The organism is Albidovulum sediminicola, from assembly GCF_025751575.1.
GTDB classification, from domain to species: domain Bacteria; phylum Pseudomonadota; class Alphaproteobacteria; order Rhodobacterales; family Rhodobacteraceae; genus Albidovulum; species Albidovulum sediminicola.
In genome coordinates, this window is sequence record NZ_JAOWLA010000005.1 from 143184 (window position 1) to 159996 (window position 16813).

The 16813-nt window shown below is 65.8% G+C and carries 15 protein-coding genes; 10 read left to right on the forward strand and 5 right to left on the reverse strand.

From position 1 onward, the window contains the following. Positions 1 to 11: 11 nt before the first annotated feature. From tssC to tssA, 3 genes are all read right to left on the reverse strand, one after another. On the reverse strand, positions 12 to 1505 hold the full coding sequence (gene tssC, locus OE647_RS07080; RefSeq protein WP_263721019.1) for a type VI secretion system contractile sheath large subunit: 1494 nt from the start codon (positions 1503 to 1505) through the stop codon (positions 12 to 14). A gap of 3 nt (positions 1506 to 1508) precedes the next feature. Continuing rightward, the gene (gene tssB / locus OE647_RS07085; protein WP_263721020.1) at positions 1509 to 2027 is read right to left on the reverse strand and encodes a type VI secretion system contractile sheath small subunit; all 519 of its coding nucleotides are present in this window, start codon (positions 2025 to 2027) and stop codon (positions 1509 to 1511) included. 62 nt (positions 2028 to 2089) lie between these two features. Further along, the gene (gene tssA, locus OE647_RS07090; RefSeq protein ID WP_263721021.1) at positions 2090 to 3127 is read right to left on the reverse strand and encodes a type VI secretion system protein TssA; all 1038 of its coding nucleotides are present in this window, start codon (positions 3125 to 3127) and stop codon (positions 2090 to 2092) included. 258 nt (positions 3128 to 3385) lie between these two features. On the opposite strand from tssA, the gene OE647_RS07095 reads away from it, so the two are divergent. From OE647_RS07095 to OE647_RS07140, 10 genes are all read left to right on the forward strand, one after another. After that, entirely contained in the window at positions 3386 to 3811 is a 426-nt protein-coding gene (locus OE647_RS07095) for a hypothetical protein (protein WP_263721022.1), read from the forward strand. After that, on the forward strand, positions 3808 to 4446 hold the full coding sequence (locus OE647_RS07100) for a MotA/TolQ/ExbB proton channel family protein (protein WP_318527937.1): 639 nt from the start codon (positions 3808 to 3810) through the stop codon (positions 4444 to 4446). Before OE647_RS07095 ends, OE647_RS07100 begins: the two co-directional genes overlap by 4 nt. A gap of 21 nt (positions 4447 to 4467) precedes the next feature. Continuing rightward, a complete protein-coding gene (locus tag OE647_RS07105) occupies positions 4468 to 4890 on the forward strand; it encodes an ExbD/TolR family protein (RefSeq protein ID WP_263721023.1) in 423 nt (140 codons plus the stop codon). Then, a complete protein-coding gene (locus OE647_RS07110; protein ID WP_263721024.1) occupies positions 4887 to 5291 on the forward strand; it encodes an ExbD/TolR family protein in 405 nt (134 codons plus the stop codon). The genes OE647_RS07105 and OE647_RS07110 overlap by 4 nt, the downstream gene beginning before the upstream one ends. Beyond that, the gene (locus tag OE647_RS07115; protein ID WP_263721025.1) at positions 5291 to 6646 is read left to right on the forward strand and encodes a DUF4384 domain-containing protein; all 1356 of its coding nucleotides are present in this window, start codon (positions 5291 to 5293) and stop codon (positions 6644 to 6646) included. Before OE647_RS07110 ends, OE647_RS07115 begins: the two co-directional genes overlap by 1 nt. Before the next feature lie 9 nt (positions 6647 to 6655). Continuing rightward, positions 6656 to 6820, forward strand: a complete 165-nt coding sequence (locus OE647_RS07120; RefSeq protein WP_263721026.1) for a hypothetical protein — start codon at positions 6656 to 6658, stop codon at positions 6818 to 6820. Between the two features lie 394 nt (positions 6821 to 7214). Continuing rightward, complete coding sequence (locus tag OE647_RS07125; protein WP_263721027.1) at positions 7215 to 8183, forward strand: carbon-nitrogen hydrolase family protein; 969 nt, start codon at positions 7215 to 7217, stop codon at positions 8181 to 8183. A 35-nt stretch (positions 8184 to 8218) separates the two neighbouring features. After that, positions 8219 to 10966: an aminotransferase class I/II-fold pyridoxal phosphate-dependent enzyme gene (locus OE647_RS07130; protein ID WP_263721028.1), complete on the forward strand. Its 2748-nt coding sequence runs from the start codon at positions 8219 to 8221 to the stop codon at positions 10964 to 10966. Between the two features lie 20 nt (positions 10967 to 10986). Next, positions 10987 to 12438 carry a biotin carboxylase gene (locus OE647_RS07135; protein ID WP_263721029.1) on the forward strand — a complete coding sequence of 484 codons (1452 nt, stop codon included), beginning with the start codon at positions 10987 to 10989 and terminating at the stop codon, positions 12436 to 12438. 2 nt (positions 12439 to 12440) lie between these two features. Then, positions 12441 to 13418: a C45 family autoproteolytic acyltransferase/hydolase gene (locus OE647_RS07140; RefSeq protein ID WP_263721030.1), complete on the forward strand. Its 978-nt coding sequence runs from the start codon at positions 12441 to 12443 to the stop codon at positions 13416 to 13418. A 3-nt stretch (positions 13419 to 13421) separates the two neighbouring features. On the opposite strand, the gene OE647_RS07145 is transcribed toward OE647_RS07140, so the two are convergent. Together OE647_RS07145 and OE647_RS07150 are read right to left on the reverse strand one after the other, a co-directional pair. Further along, positions 13422 to 15434, reverse strand: coding sequence for a sensor histidine kinase (locus OE647_RS07145; protein ID WP_263721031.1), 2013 nt, complete (start codon positions 15432 to 15434; stop codon positions 13422 to 13424). Continuing rightward, positions 15427 to 16800, reverse strand: a complete 1374-nt coding sequence (locus tag OE647_RS07150; RefSeq protein WP_263721032.1) for a sigma-54-dependent transcriptional regulator — start codon at positions 16798 to 16800, stop codon at positions 15427 to 15429. The genes OE647_RS07145 and OE647_RS07150 overlap by 8 nt, the downstream gene beginning before the upstream one ends. Between the last annotated feature and the right edge of the window lie 13 nt (positions 16801 to 16813).

Sequence of the window (16813 nt, forward strand, 5' to 3'; positions counted from 1 at the left end):
CCGCCCCGAAGTCAGCCTTTCTCCGACGGGAGCTTCGAGACGAGACGAAGCGACACCGAGAGCCCCTCAAGCTGATAGTGCGGTCTTAGGAAAAACTTCGACGTGTAATAGCCGGGATTGCCCTCGACCTCCTCGACCACGACCTCGGCCGCGGCGAGAGGGCGTTTGGCCTTTTCGCTTTCCGCCGAGGTGTCGGAGGAAAAGTCGACGTACTGGTTGATCCAGTCCTGAAGCCAGGCCTGCATGTCCGTGCGGCTCTTGTAGGAGCCGATCTTGTCGCGGACGATGCACTTCAGATAGTGCGCGAAGCGGCAGGTGGCGAAGAGATAGGGCAGCCGCGCCGCGAGGTTCGCGTTCGCCGTCGCGTCCGAGTCGTCATATTCGGCGGGCTTGTGCAGCGACTGCGCCCCGATGAAGGCCGCCACGTCGGAGTTCTTGCGGTGGATGAGCGGCATCATCCCGTTCTTGGCCAGTTCCGCCTCGCGCCGGTCGGAAATCGCGATCTCGGTCGGGCACTTCTGATCCACGCCGCCGTCGTCGGTCGGGAAAGTGTGCGACGGCAGGTTTTCCACGGCACCGCCGGACTCGATCCCGCGAATACGCGAACACCAGCCGTATTGCTTGAACGAACGGTTGATGTTCACCGCCATCCCGTAGGCGGCGTTGACCCAGCCGTACTTGCTGGAATCCGCCCCGTCGGTATCCTCCTCGAAGGAGAACTCCTCGACCGGGTCGGTCTTGGAGCCGTAGGGAAGACGGCCAAGGAACCGCGGCATCGCGAGGCCCACGTATTTCGAATCCTCGCTTTCACGCAGGCTCCGCCAGGAGGCGTATTCGGGCGTCTGGAAGATCTTGGTCAGGTCGCGCGGGTTGGCCAGTTCCGACCAGCTGTCCATCTGGAACAGCGTCGGCTTGGCGCCGGTGATCAGCGGCGCATGGGCAGCCGCGGCGATCTTGGCCATCTCACCCAGAAGCTCGACATCGGGGGGCGAGTGGTCGAAGTGGTAGTCGGCCACGAGGCAGCCGTAGGGTTCGCCGCCGAACTGGCCGAATTCCTCCTCATAGACCTTCTTGAAGATCGGCGACTGGTCCCAGGCCGTGCCTTTGAACTTGCGCAGCGTCTTGTGCATGTCCTTCTTGGAGATGTTCATGACGCGGATCTTGAGTTGCTCGTCGGTCTCGGTGTTGTTCACCAGGTAGTGCAGACCGCGCCAGGCGCTTTCGAGCTGCTGGAAATCCTCATGGTGCAGGATCTGGTTGACCTGCTCGGTCAACTTCTCGTCGATCACCGCGATGATGCTCTCGATCGAGCGCAACGCGTCGTCGGAAATCAGCGCGGTATTTTCCAGCGCCTGCTGGGCCAGCGTCTTGACCGCCTGTTCGACGGCCGACTTGGCCTGGTCGGACTTGGGGCGGAACTCCTTCTGGAGGAGGTTCGCGAAATCGGACGACCCGAAGGTGGTTTCCGTCGCGGCGCCGGATTGGACTTGTTCTGCTTCGGCCATCTCTTACTCCGTCCCTTCCGCTTCGTCAGCCTTCGGCGCCGGCGTCGAGGCCAGCGCCTTCAACAGCGTGGGGTCCTGGATGATCTTGCCGATCAGGTTCTCGGCCCCGGTCTTGCCGTCCATGTAGGTCATCAGGTTGGAAAGCTGGGTGCGCGCATCCAGCAGCTTGCGCAGCGGTTCGACCTTGCGGGCGATCGCGGCGGGTGAGAAGTCGTCCATGCTTTCGAAGGTGATGTCCACCGCAAGGTTGCCCTCGCCCGTCAGGGTGTTCGGCACCGTGAAGGCCGCGCGCGGCTTCATCGACTTCATGCGGTCATCGAAGTTATCGACATCGATTTCCAGGAACTTGCGGTCGGCCACGCCCGGCTGCGGCGCCTCGGACTTGCCGGCAAGATCGGACATGACGCCCATGACGAAGGGCAGTTGCACCTTCTTCTCGGCGCCATAAAGCTCAACGTCATATTCGATCTGGACCCTTGGTGCGCGGTTGCGCGCGATGAACTTCTGTGAACTTCCCGCCATCTAGAACTCCCTCTTACTTCCTGCCGCTCCGGTCACCGGGGCCTTTGGTCGTTGAAAATTGATCAGTCGTCGTCGAGGCCGCCAATGAGGTTGACGTTCTCCACGCCTCTCGGCGCCATATCCTTCATGATTGTCATAAAATCGGCATTTACGAGGCGCTTCGCGCGCACCAGCAAAAGCGGCACCGGGCTCGAAGGCTCCGCGCGCTTGTAATAGGCGATGATGCGGTCAAGCGCGTTCGAGACATCGTTGGGCGAATTGATCGCCCCGCCGCCCGCTGCCGCCGCGGGCTGCCCTGCCCGGGGTGCCGCTGCGGGTGCCGCGTCCTCGGTCGCGCCCTCTTCCTCGGCCGCCGCCTCGGCCCCGCCGCCGCCGGTGGCGTTGCGCAGCCGCGCCACGATCTGGTTCATCATCCGCACCAGCGGATCCAGCTCCGGCCCCTGGCCGGGCGTCATCTCATCGAATCTTACGGAAATCGCCTTGACGTTCTCGGCGGCCTGTTCGGCGGCGGCCCGCAGCGCGCCCAGCTTCTCGGGGCCGGTTTCCTGGAAAGCCGCTCCGATCAGAGTGGAATCGGGGACGTTCTCGTCCTCAGGACCGGCGACAATCTCGCCCTCGGCGATCTGGATATCGCGCAGGTTGAAGCGGCCGAAGGCGCGGCTGTCGGTCAGCGGCGCGCGGCGCAGGCCGCGCAGGACCGTGTTCGCATCCGCCAGCGCCAGAACGGCATTCACCCGCATCGTCGGGTCGTTGTCGTCATCGGCGTCAAGCTGAGGATGGCAGGTTTCCCAGTAGTCCTGGAGGCAGGACCGAATATAGCCCGTCACATCGGCGAACCCGGCAAGGCCGCGGGTCGCAAGCTCCGCCGTCGCCAGGAAGACCGCCGCACGCAGATCGTGGCTCTGCTCCAGTACCGCCGTCGCCTTTTCGGCGACCTCGCGCCAGTCAGGCTCCTCGGCGGCAAGCACGCTGTCGCCCATCTGGCGCTCTTCGCCCGGCGCCGCGGCAAGTTCCATTTCGGTGAAAACCGGATCGTATTCCAGATTCTCTCCGCTTGGCGCAGCGTCACCGAAGCTTCGAAGAAGCGACGTAACGTCCATGTTCCCTCCACTCGTAGCGGCTTGTCGGGGCGCGTCTTGCGGCTACGCCATCGTTTCTTGTTACGCTACGTTAATCTATACTATTGGCGATTTCGTGACACGTTGCAAAGCCTCAAATATGTCAAAATTAGGGCGCAGCCGGATCTAAAGTATTTCGCGGCAAAGCTTCTTGACCGTATCCTCGTTCTCGCCGTTTCTAGTTTCGACACAGGCGTTGTGCCCGAGGTGAAGCTTAGAACCAGGACAGGGGAACGAGGAATGGGAAAAATTCGGAAAATTTCCATCGGCGTCGCACTTGCAATCGCGCAGGCCACCTCCGTCGCCGCCCAAGAGGGCCGGTTGACGGTCGAACTGAACAAGTTCGAGCCCGCCGAGGGCGGGGGCTGCAGGGCTTTCTTCCTCTTTCGCAATGACACGGGCCTGGCCCTCGAAGGGTTCGAGATGTCGCTTGCGATCCTCAACGCGGGCGGCGTGATCGACCGGCTGCTGACGATCGACGCGGCCCCGCTGCCCGCCCACCGCACGACGCTGAAGCTTTTCGAGATCCCGGGGCTGGGCTGTGAGTCCATCTCCGAGATCCTCATGCACGACATCCCCGCCTGCAAGCCGCAGAACGCCGATCCGGTGGACTGCTATTCGTTCCTCGCGCTGTCCTCCAAGACCAGCGCGCGGCTGGTTGAATGACGATGGGCGGCCTCTCCCTCGATGTGCTGCGCTCGGGCGGGCCGATCATGGTGGTGCTGGCGATCCTTTCGGTCGCCTCGCTCGCGCTGATCGTCGTCAAGACGCTGGACCTGTGGACCTGCCGGTCGGGCGAGGCCGCGCGCCGGGCGGCGATCGCGACATGGGCCTCGGGCGATACGACCGGCGCGCGCGCGGCCGTGCTCTCGGGCAGATCCCCGGCCGACCGGGTAACGGCCGCGGCCATGGCGGCGCTGACCGCAGGCATGCCGCGCGAACGCCTGCTGGCCGAGATGACGCGGCGCGGCAATGCGGAGCTGGACCGCATGACCCGCCACATCCGGATCCTGGAGCTGATCGCGATGGTCAGCCCGCTTCTGGGCCTTCTTGGCACGGTCACCGGCATGATCCAGTCCTTCCAGGAACTTGCCGCGGCCGAGGGGGCAGCCAATGCCTCGGTCCTGGCGGGCGGGATCTGGCAGGCGCTTCTGACGACAGCGGCGGGGCTTGTCGTGGCCATCCCGGCGGCGATCGCGGCCTCGCTTCTGTCCGGACGCGCCGAAGGTGCGGCGGCGTTGATCGAGCAGTCGGTCGGCGCGCTTCTGGTGGCCGCCGACGGCCACCACCTGGAAAGCTGAGGTCCGAAAGGGGACGGGCGCATGGAACTGCGGCGAAGACCCAAGGGACAGCGGCTGATCTCCCTGGTGCCGATGATCGACGTGATGTTGATCCTGCTGGTCTTCTTCATGGTGACCTCAAGCTACCTCGACCTCGACATGGTGCCGATGGTCGAGCGCCAGGACGATGCGCCACCTGCGCCGTCGGCGGCCCCTTCCGACGCGCCGGGCCTGGTTTTCGTCCGCATCGGCGCGGACGGGGCGCTCAGGGTCGGGGCGCAAGATCTTGATGCCATGGGCTTCAGGGCCCTTCTGTCCGAACGGCTGGCGGCGGACGCCGGGCTTCAGGTGCTGATCTTGCCATCCGGTCATGCACCGACACAGGCGCTGGTCTCGGTCATGGACATGGCGACGCGCGCGGGCGTCCAACGCCTGCGGATCGTGCGCCTGAAGGAGGCGCCATGAAGCTGCGCCGCGCGCCCTCCCGCCCCGAGCACGAGACCATCGTTGCGCTGATCGACGTGGTGCTGTTCCTGCTGATCTTCTTCATGCTGATCGGGCGGATGGACGCGACGGCGCCCTTCATGGTCTTCCCCTCGACCGCGCAGACCGGGCAGAATCTTCCCGCCGGGGGCGAGACGGTGGCAATCGCCGCCGACGGGCGCATGGCCCTGAACGGGCACCCGATGGACCCGGCCGCGATCGACGCCGCGCTGGCGGCTGCCGTCGCCCGCGACCCTTCGCTGGTCGTGCGCATCAACGCGCATCGCGACGCGGAACTGCGTCACACGCTGGCGCTGACCGGCAAGCTTGACGCCATGGGGGTGCGGGACATCGTCCTGATCGTCACCCCGAAGGCGCCGTGATGCGCGCCCCGGCAGTCTGGCTTGCGGGCGGGACGGCGTCGCTGGCGCTTCACGCGGCCGCGGTCCTGATGCTGCCGGGCCTTTGGGCGCCTCAACCTGTCGAGGACCAGCCCATGCCGGAGGCAAAGCTGGAGATGACCACCTACGAGGTCGCCCACGCCGACGCGGTTCCCAAGACCGCCGAGGGCGAGGCCGCGGCGCAGACCGCCGCGACCGGCGTGATGGCGCGGCAGGACGCGGTGCCGGTGGTCCGGGCGGAACCGGCAGCCCTTGAGCCTTCGCGCGCGAGCGCGGCCCCGGCGGCGGCCGCGCGGCTTGCCGCCGTCGCCGCCCCTGCTGCCATGGCGCCCACCCCCGCCCCGCCCGCGCCAACTTTGGCCGCCGCGCCCGTCGCGGGGCCTGCCGCGACCACCGTCCCTTCCCCCGGCGACCGGACGCAGACCGTCGCTCCGGAGGCCGCGACGGTCCCGCCCTCTGCCCCTTCGGCCGAACGCGCCGCCCCCTCGGATCTCCCGGGCGAGCGCGCGACCGCCGCGCTTGCCTGGAGCGGGGGGGAGGACGCGACCGTCGATCCCGTCTCGCTCGCCGCGATCCAGTCCTTCATGCGGCCCGGCGATACGGCGGCCTCGCAATCGAACGCCGGGGACGCGCGCGACGCGATCGGCGAATTGCTGGCCGCTGTCCCCTGCGCGCGCCTCCAGGCCGCGTTCATCCCCGAAACGGGCGTGCTGGAACTGCGCGGCCATGTGCCGGAGGACGGGCTGCGCGACCCGGTGCTTGAGGCGCTGCGCGCCCAGATGGGCGGGGCCATCCCGGTGACCGACAACGTGCTCGTCCTGCCGCGCCCGCAATGCGGGGCGCTGTCCGGGATCGCGGAGGCCGGCCTGCCGCAATCGACCGATCAGGATACCGACGAACGGCTGGTGGGCGAGAACGCCCAGGCGCGCGACTATGGCTATGCGGAGGGTGAGCGGCTGACCTTCGACCTCGTGACGCCAGACTACCCGGCCTTCGTCTATGTCGATTTCTTCGATGCCGACGGCAATGTCGTGCATCTCGTTCCGTCGGACTACGCGGCGCTGACGCGGCTGGAGCCCGCCTCGCGGCTGGTTGTCGGCGGCGACAACGGCGCGGCGGCCTTCCGCATCACCGTCGGCCCGCCCTTCGGACAGGAGATCGCGGTGGCCTTCGCGGCCTCCGCCCGTCTGTCCGACCAGCCACGCCCGATCGTCGAGCCAGCCGGCCCCTATCTCGTCTGGTTGAAATCCGCCGTTGCCGAGGCCCGCGCAGCCGACCCCGACTTCAAGGGGGAGTGGGTCTATTTCTTCATCTCCACCACGCCCGCGTCGAACTGATCCGGGGCGATGCAGTCCTGGCCGACGCCCCCGCAAACGGCACGCCCGCCGAGCATCGACATCGGCACCTCTGTGTCGCCGATGTCACGCGGGTCGGGGGCCGCGGGCCATGTCGTGATCTGCCTGCCCGATTGCCTCTCGGTCCTGATGTCGCGCCCTCAAGGCGTCGAGTGATTTGGGCTCCAACCCCTGGCAGACCTTCGTTCGCATCACGCGACCGTTTGCCTTACCCGGGGGGAGTTCTGTTCGCGGCTCGGCCCCTCGGGCTGGGCCAAGACCACGCTGCCCGTGCCTTCAGGCCGGTTCCTACCTGGGCGACCGGTGCCTCCATGTGCTTTCAAGCGCGAAAGGCGGGCAGCGGATCGCCGTGCAAAGCGGCCCATCGGCCGGAGAGGTGCCGGGGACAAACGCGGCGGAACTCGGGCTCTGCGGGCTGGCCGGGGCAGACCGCATCCCACCAGGTTGACGCAGGGGCAACCTGGCCTTCGGGTTGCGCCGTGGCTCTGGTACGCTGCGGCAATGTGTGCAATCACTTGAAAAACAGCGCACGAACGGAGCAATTCCAAGAATGACGCCTTTCGCCATAGCCGGCATCCAGATGCATGTCGCGGCGGTCCATTCGAATGTCGAGGCCATGCGCCACCGGATCGAGATCGCGATGGCGCGGTTCCCCTGGACACAGATGATCCTGTTCTCCGAGCTTGCGCCCTTCGGTCCGCTGGACCACTACGCCCAACCCTTCCCCAACCAGGTGCTGGACCAGTTCTGTGTGGATGCGCGGCGCTTCGGCATCTGGCTGATCCCCGGCTCGATGTTCGAGAAGACCCCCGACGGGCGCATCTTCAACACCTCGGTCGTGATCAACCCCGAGGGGGAGATCGTCGCCAAATACTCCAAGATGTTCCCCTTCCGCCCCTATGAGGCCGGGATCTCTGCGGGAACGGACTTTTGCGTCTTCGACGTGCCGGGCGTCGGACGCTTCGGCCTGTCGATCTGCTACGACATCTGGTTCCCGGAAACCACGCGGCAACTGACATCGCAGGGGGTGGAGGTGCTCTTGCACCCGGTCCTGACCGGCACCACCGACCGCGACGCGGAACTGGCGATCGCACGGGCAACGGCGGCGCAGTTCCAGTGCTACGTCTTCGACGTGAACGGGCTGGGCGCGGGCGGGGTCGGCCGGTCGCTGGTCGTGGACCCGACGGCGACCGTCCTGCACCAGTCGGCCGGGCAGGAGGACATCTTCCCGATCGAGATTGACCTCGATTACGTCCGCCGCCAGCGCGAAACCGGGATCAAGGGCCTGGGCCAGGTCCTCAAGAGCTTCCGCGACCGCGACGCGGAGTTTTCCGTCTACGACCGCAGCAGCGGGGTGGACGCCTATCTCCACACGCTGGGCCCGCTGACCATGCCCAAGCAGGGATCGCGCCTGGGCGTGCACACCGACAACCCGCGCAGCGCCCTTTCGGCGCTGACGCAGCCGCAGACGACAAGCGCACAACTGACCTATCTGGAAGAGAGGTCGACCAACGACTAGACGCCACCTGAGGCGTCGCCATGGAGGGAGGATCCATGAACGCTCAGCCGCACGGCCGCAAGATCCCGGGCATAGGCGATTACTACAGCGCCACTCAGCTTCGGGCCGACAGATGGAGCGCGTTGCGCGAAGCGGTCGAGGCGTTGAGCCGGCATGGTGTGGAGGGCAGGCAGGGGCAGAAGATCCTGGCCTCGGTCCAGGAGCTTTTCGAGGCCCTAGCCCCCATCGAGCTTTATTGGGCCTTCCCGGGCGCAAACGCCTTCGAACACCTGCGCCGCCTGTTCGACAACCGCAATTTCGAGGACCTGACCATCCTGATCCGCCGCGTGGCGCGCGCCCTGACCTCGGGTGCCTATCGCCGGCGGACTGTGCCTCTCATGGCGGAGGAGGCGGACGCAGACGACTACGAGGACGAAAGCGCCATCGCGCCCGAGGCGCGCGCGCTCGGCCGTCCCTATTTCGAGGTCATGATCGTCGATCACGTCAGCGAACAGCAGGAGCGGTTCCTGAAGTCGAGCCTCCAGCGGATGCGCCGCGCCGAGGATTCGTTCATCTACGAAGCCGTCATCGTCCCCTCGCTTGAGGATGCGCTGATCGGCATCCTCTTCAACCACAACGTCCAGGCCGTCGTGGTGCGCCCGGGCCTCACGCTGAAGTCCCGCAACACGCTCCAGATTCTCAGCAAATACCTGCGCCGCGTCGGCGATGACGAGGACGTGGACGCGCTGGAGCCCAGCGAATACGGGCCCGAGGCCTGCCGCCTGATCGCCAAGGTCCGGCCCGAGCTTGACGCCTACCTCGTGACCGACCGTTCGGCGGAGGAGATCGCGGGCCTCGACCTCGGCCGCTGTCGACGCGTGTTCTACAACCAGGAAGACTTCCTGGAATTGCACCTGAACATCCTGCGCGGCGTCGCCCGACGCTTCAAGACGCCCTTCTTCAACGCGCTGAAGGAATATTCCAAGCAGCCGACCGGCGTGTTCCACGCGTTGCCGATCAGCCGCGGCAAGTCGATCACCCGCAGCCACTGGATCCAGGATATGGGCGCCTTTTACGGCGCCAACATCTTCCTGGCCGAAACCTCGGCGACCTCGGGCGGGCTCGACAGCCTGCTGGAACCACGAGGCCCCATCAAGGAGGCGCAGGAACTGGCGGCCCGCGCCTTTGGCGCCAAGCAGACGTTCTTTGCAACCAACGGCACCTCGACCTGCAACAAGATCGTCGTGCAGGCGTTGGTCCGGCCGGGCGACATCGTGTTGATCGACCGAGATTGCCACAAGTCGCACCACTACGGCATGGTGCTGGCGGGGGCGAGTGTCGTCTACATGGAAAGCTACCCGCTCCACCCCTATTCGATGTACGGCGCGGTGCCGCTGTCGGAGATCAAGGGCAAGCTGCTGGCGCTGCGCGCGGCGGGCAAGCTCGACAAGGTGCGGATGGTGCTGCTGACGAACTGCACCTTCGACGGCATCGTTTACGACGTGGAGCGGGTGATTTCGGAATGCCTGGCCATCAAGAAGGACCTGATCTTCCTTTGGGACGAGGCCTGGTTCGCCTTTGCGCGCTTCGGTCCGACCTATCGCCAGCGCACCGCGATGAACGCCGCCAACAACCTGCGCGAAAGCCTGAGGCGGCCGGAAACGGCCAAGGCCTATGAAAAGCAGGCGAAGGCGCTGGAGGGCGCGCCGGACGATGTCTGGATCAAGACCCGGCTGGTTCCCCCATCCGACGCCCGCGTCCGCGTCTATGCGACCCATTCGACGCACAAGACGCTGACGGCGCTCCGGCAGGGCTCGATGATCCATGTCAACGATCAGGACTTCAAGGGCGAGGTCGAGCAGAGCTTCCACGAAGCCTACATGACCCACACCTCAACCAGCCCCAACTACCAGATCATCGCCTCGCTCGACGTGGGCCGCAGGCAGGTCGAGCTTGAGGGGTTCGAGTTCGTCCAGCGCCAGATCGAAAGCGCGATGTCGATCCGGCGCGCGGTCGCGACCCATCCGCTCTTGAAGAAGTATTTCCGCGTCCTGACCGCCGGCGACATGATCCCGGCCGATTACCGTGAAAGCGGCATGACCAGCTATTATGACCCCGAACAGGGCTGGCATGACATCTGGCACAGCTGGGCGCAGGACGAGTTCGTCCTGGACCCGACCCGGATCACGCTGGCGGTGGGCGGCACCGGCTGGGATGGCGACACCTTCAAGACGCGCATCCTGATGGACAAGTACGGGATCCAGATCAACAAGACCTCCCGCAATACCGTCCTTTTCATGACCAACATCGGGACGACGCGATCCTCCGTCGCCTATCTGATCGAGGTTCTGGTGGAGATCGCGAAGGACCTGGACGAGCTTCTCGACGACGCCTCCCGGATGGAGCGGCTGGCCTTCGAGCGGCGGGTGACGAGCCTTGTGGAACATGTACCACCGCTGCCCGACTTCTCGCGCTTCCACGACGCGTTCCGAAGTGCCGAGGGCACGCCTGCGGGCGATATCCGCAGCGCCTTCTTCCTCGCCTATGACGAGGACAACTGCGATTACGAGGAACTGAGCAAGGAGCTGGTCGAGCGCGCCGAAGCGGGGGAGGAACTTGTCTCCGCCTCCTTCGTCATTCCCTACCCGCCAGGCTTCCCGATCCTGATGCCCGGGCAGGTCATCAGCGCCGAGATCCTCGCCTTCATGCGCGCGCTCGACGTGAGCGAGATCCACGGCTACCGCCACGACCTGGGACTGAGAGTTTTCAACAAGGCCGCGCTTGAGCGGGCCGCCAAATCGTAGATTGAGACAGGGAGGACAAGATGCCCAAGAAGGAACTCGGCAACATCTCGGAAATCCGCCGCTTCTTCCACACCAACAAGGACCCGATCTATTTCGTCTCGGCGACCAACTTCAACCTGCTCGGCCTTGATGAATGGGTGAAGAATTTCAAGTACATCTGCTATATCGACTGCTTCGACGGGCGCCACCCGAACGTCTTCGTCCCCTCGGAGGCCCCGCATGAGGAATTCCAGTCGATCGAGGACATCAACAACTACCTGCTCAGCCACAAGGAGGTCATCGACCTCGTGAAGCGGCGCGGCGGCAAGCCGAAGTTCGTGTTCCTGATGTTCGACCAGAAGACCGAGGAACTGGTGAAGCAGTTGGGGGGCGAGCTCTGGTTCCCCAAGGCGAAACTGCGGGAGTACTGCGACAACAAGATCAACACCGTCCGCATCGGCAACAAGGCGGGCGTTCCTTCGGTCCCCAACACCCTGTCGGAGGTCAAGAGCTACGACCACCTGATGAAGGTCTGCGAAAAGGCGGGGCTGGGCAGCGACCTCGTGCTGCAATCGGCCTTCGGGGACAGCGGCCACACGACCTTCTTCATCAAGAGCGCGGCCGACTTCCGCCGCCATGAGCATGAGATCGTCGGCCAGGGCGAAATCAAGATCATGAAGCGGATCGACTGCCGCGGTTCCGCGATCGAGGCCTGCGCGACGAAGGAGGGCACGATCGTCGGCCCGCTGATGACCGAGCTTGTGGGCTTCAAGGAACTCACCCCCTATCGCGGCGGCTGGTGCGGGAATGAGATCTTCTCGACCGCGTTTCCCGCCAAGACCCGGCAGCGCGCGCGCGAACTGACCTTCCAGTTCGGCGAGCAGCTGCGCAAGGAGGGCTACCGGGGCTACTTCGAGCTCGACTTCCTCGTCGACAAGAAGACGGGCGACATCTGGCTGGGCGAGTTGAACCCGCGCATCACCGGCGCCTCGTCGATGACGAACCACGCGGCCTTCGCCCATGCCGACGCGCCGCTCTTCCTGTTCCACCTGCTTGAATTCACGAACAAGAAGTTCACGCTCGACGTGGACGAGTTGAACGCCCGGTGGGCCGATCCGGAGATGATCGACAGCTGGTCACAGATGGTGATCAAGCATACCGAGGATACGGTGGACATCGTCACCCACGCCCCGCAGTCGGGCATCTACCGGATGCTTGAGGACGGGCGCGTGGTCTACGACCGCTTCGACTACCACCGCCGCGCGGTTGAAAGCGAGAACGAGGCGTTCTTCCTGCGCATCGCGCGCCCGGGCGATTTCCGCTACGAGGGCGCGGATCTTGGTATCCTTGTCACCCGTGGCCGTTCGATGACCTCCGGCTTCAAGCTGACCGACCGGTCGCAGCGCTGGATTCACGGGATCAAGCAGGCGTTCTCCGCCCGCCCGCTGCCTTCGGTCAACGCCTTCGAGGATCACGCCTTCAAGATCATGTAACGATGCATCTGATCTTCCGGGCGATATCGGAGGCTCGGCCCGGCCCCCGCTGGGCCGGGCTTTTCGCCGAATACTGGCCCGCCTATCGGCGCTGGTGGGCGAAGGACGGGGTCTCTGTCCGCCCCTCCTTCGCGGAATGCCAGCGCGCGCTCCGGCGCTACATGCCCGAGATCGTGCCCCTGTGGGAGGAACTGACTGAACTGGCCGGCGGCGGCGACGACGCGGCGCGGTTTCTCAGCTTCTACGGTCCGCCGCCCTATCTTTCGGCCTGCTCGCAGGCCATCTGGCCGGGCAAAGAGCCGCTGCTGGTCCGCAACTACGACTACAGCCCCAAGGCCTTCGACGCGCTGATCCTGCGCAGCGAATGGCAGGGGCGCGCCGTGCTCGGCATGACCGACGGGCTTTTCGGGCTTGTCGACGGGATGAACGATGCAGGCCTTTGCCTGTCGCTGACTTTCGGCGGCCGTCGCGAGGTCGGCGAGGGCTTCGGCGTGCCGCTGATCCTGCGCTACATTCTGCAGACCTGCGAGACAGCCGCCGAGGCGGGCCAGGCGCTGAAGCGCATCCCTTCGCACATGAGCTACAACGTCACCGTTCTGGACCGCCACCGGCGCTACCTGACGGCCTTCCTGGCGCCCGACCGCGAAACCATCCTGACCCATGCGGCAGTGGCCACGAACCACCAGGAGCGGGTCGAATGGGTGGGCCACGCCCGCTTCACCGCGACGGTGGAGCGGGAACGCTTCCTGCTTCAGCGCCTGACGCTGCACGTCGATCCCGAGGAAAAGTTCATCGGTGCCTTCCTGCGCCCGCCGCTTTATTCCACCGCCTTCGGGCAGGGCTTCGGCACCCTTTACACCGCCGCCTACCGCCCGGCCCGGGGCCTTCTGGAAGTGCATTGGCCCGGCTCGACCTGGCCCCTGTCGCTCAGCGGGTTCGCGCAGGGCGGACGCTCCATCGTGGTGCCCGCCTCAGGCTGAAGGTCATGCCGGCGCGGTAACGGCGGGCAGCACGATCTCGAAAGTCGTGGCCTCTCCTGGCACGCTCCGGGCATCGATACGGCCACCGGCGCGCGTCACGATCTTGCGGCTGATCGACAGGCCCAGCCCCGTGCCCCGGCTGCGCTTGGTCGTGTAGAACGGGTCGAAGATACGCTGCAACACCTCCGGCGTCATCCCGTGGCCGGTGTCGGTGACGGCAATCCGCACGCCCTCGCCCGCCCCCTCCGCCGGTTCCGCGGTGATCGTCAGGGAGCCGCCATCGGGCATCGCCTGAACCGCGTTAACGATGAGGTTGACGAGGACCTGCTGTAGTTCGGTGGCGTTCATCGCCACCTGGGCAACGGGGTGCAAATCAAGTTCGAACCGGATCTCCGATTTCGTCAGGATATGCTGGACCAGGGGAAGCGTGTCGCGAATGACCTGGCCCGGCTCGGTGCCGATATCGCCATCGGCATATTCCTCGGGCCGCGCCAGAGTCAGGAGCTTGGTGACAAGGACGTGGATCGCCTGGATCTGCTCCTGGATCAGCGAAAACTCGGTCGCAAGCGGTTTGGCATGCGCGCCAAGGTCTTCACGCACGACGTCGAGGTTGCCCTGGATCACCGCAAGCGGGTTGTTGATCTCATGCGCGACGCCGGCGGTGATCTCTCCGATCGCGGCGAGCTTTTCCGAGACGATCAACTGGCGGCTGGTCATCTCAAGTTCGCGGTTGGCCTTTTCGAGGTCGGCGGTGCGTTCCAGGACGCGCCGCTCAAGCTCCTCCGCCCAGTTCCGAAGCTTCCGGTCGCGGTCCTGCAACTGTTCCAGAAGCGTGTCCAGATGCTCGGACACCCGTCCGATCTCGTCCCCCGCGCCGTGGGCGCCGGTCCGCGCGCCAAGATCGCCTGCCTCAACCTGCTCAATCGTCTGGTTCATCCGCTCCAGCGGCGCAAAGATGCCCCGCGCCCAGCGCAGCAGGATCGGCACCGCGACAGCCAGGATGACCCCTGCCGTCACGACAATCTCGATCAGGGCGGTGCGACTGGCTTCGCGGTACGGCGTTTCGAGGAAACCGACGTAAAGCATCCCCACGCGCTCGCCGAAGCTGTCGATGACCGGCTCATAGGCCGAAACATACCAGTCGTTGACCACGAAGGCGCGGTCCAGCCATACAGCGCCCTCATCGAGCACCCGGGAGCGGACGGCGGCGGAAACGCGGGTACCGAGCGCGCGCACATCCTCGAAGAGGCGCACATTGGTGCTGATGCGAACGTCGTCGAGGAACAGCGTCGCGGTCCCCTGCCCCTCGCCCGGCAGGCTGCCCTCGGGGTAGACGAGGTTGTTGATCTCGTCGATGAAACCAAGGTTTCGGTTCAGGAGCGTCCCGCCGACCAGCGCGCCCCCGTCGGCCGGGGCGGCCGCGTGGACCATCATGCCCCGCCCTTCCACGGTCCGGTCGGTGGGGCGGGCCGCCGTGGTGGGCACCAGGGACAGACGGGCGCGTTCGGCCAGGTCCGGCGCGATGCCTGCCAGGTCCTCGGGCACGAAGATGTCGATCGCCGTGCGGCTTTCGCCCGTAAGCGCGGCCGAGACCACGGGCCATCGACGTGGGTCGGCAAGCTGTCCGGAGCGGGGCGCCATCGTGATCTGCCCGTCCGGATCGACGAAGTAGAGAAAGTCGAAGCCGAGCGCCCCACGCTTGCGCTCAAGCAGATCGGCAAGGACCGACGGCTGCCCAAGCGCCGCCGCCAGTTCGGCCGAGGCGCTAAGCGCGGCCACATCCGCGCCCCGGCTCGCCAGCAACCCCGCGAGGTGCTGATGCGCGATGGTCAGCTCGCCCGCGACCTTGTCGATCAACACCTCGTCGAAACGGTCGAGCCAGTTCTTGACCGTTGTCGCCAGCAGCAGCGGCAACAGGATCAGGGTGGGGATGAGCGCCAGCAGCAAGAGCCGCGCGCGCACCGTGCGCCAGAAGGGCAGCGCAGTGGCCGCCGGAGCCTGCCCGCGCTCAGACATTCCACATCGAACATTTCCGGTCGATGGTCTTGCGCGACACGCCCAGGCGCCGCGCCGCCTCCGCGCGGTTGCCGCCGCAGGCTTCGAGGACCGAAAGGATATGCTGCCGCTCCACCGCATGAAGCGACTCGTCGGGTTCCAGGCCAGCGTCGCCCGCACCGTCGGCAAATTCGGGCGGGATCGCACCCAGGATCAGCGAGCGTTCGATCAGGTTGCGCAACTCGCGCACATTGCCCGGCCAGCTGTAACGCGCCAGGTTCAAGAGGACGCCCTCGCTCAGCGTCAGGGGCGCAACGCCAAGCTGGCGGGCGAACTTCGCGATGAACTGTTCGGCAAGCTCCGCGATGTCGCCAATCCGCTCGCGCAGCGTCGGCATCTCGACCCGGAGTACGTTGATCCGGTGGAAAAGGTCGCGGCGGAACCGGCCTTCCTCGACCGCGCGTTCCAGATTGGCGTTGGTAGCAAAAAAGAAGCGCAGGTTCAGCGGCACTTCGCGTTCGGACCCGCCGGGCCGGATGCGGTTGTCCTCGATCACCCTGAGAAGCGTGGCCTGCACCGGCAGCGGCAGTTCCGTGACCTCGTCGAAGAGCATCACCCCGCCGCTGGCATACATCAAGAGCCCGTCATTGCGTCCCGCCCCGATCTCTCCGAAAAGCTCGGCCGCCATGCGGTCCGGGGAACCGGCGGCGCAGTGGAACGGCACGAAGGGCTTGTCGGCCCGGTCGGACAGCGCGTGAAGCGTGCGGGCCGCGATCTCCTTGCCAGTGCCGCTTTCGCCGGTGAAAAGGACCGGCGTCGGCAGCGGCGCCAGCCGCTCAAGCGTCTTGCGGACCGCCTCGATCCGGGGCGAGCGGCCGATCAGCCGCCCCCGCGCGTTCATGCGATCAACCCGCAGTTCGTAACGCAGCAGGAAGTTTTCCCGCCGAAGGTAGTGCTGATCCATGCAGCGCGCCACCGCGTTGAGGATCTGGTTCGAGCGGAAGGGCTTCAGAATGAAATCTGCGGCCCCGACCCGGAGCGCATGGATCGCGGTTTCAAGATCCGCGTAGGCGGTCATCAGGATCGCTTCGGCGAAGAGGCCCACGCGGCGCTGCTGGGCCAGCCAGTCGAGGCCCGACTGCCCCGGCATGACGTTATCGAGCACGACCAGGTCGAAGTGATGCGCGTCCAGAAGGCGCGAGGCTTCCTCCGCGCTCGCGGCGGCCTCGATCCGCCGGCAACGCGGCCCGAGCGTACGCACGAGGAAATTGCGCATTCCGGGTTCGTCATCGACGATCAGGACCGAGACATGCTGAAGAACACGTCCGATCTCCCCCGACGGGGTTTCATCCCCGCCCTGAGGGGTGGGTGTCAGGGCCTCTGACATCTTCGTCTGAAAC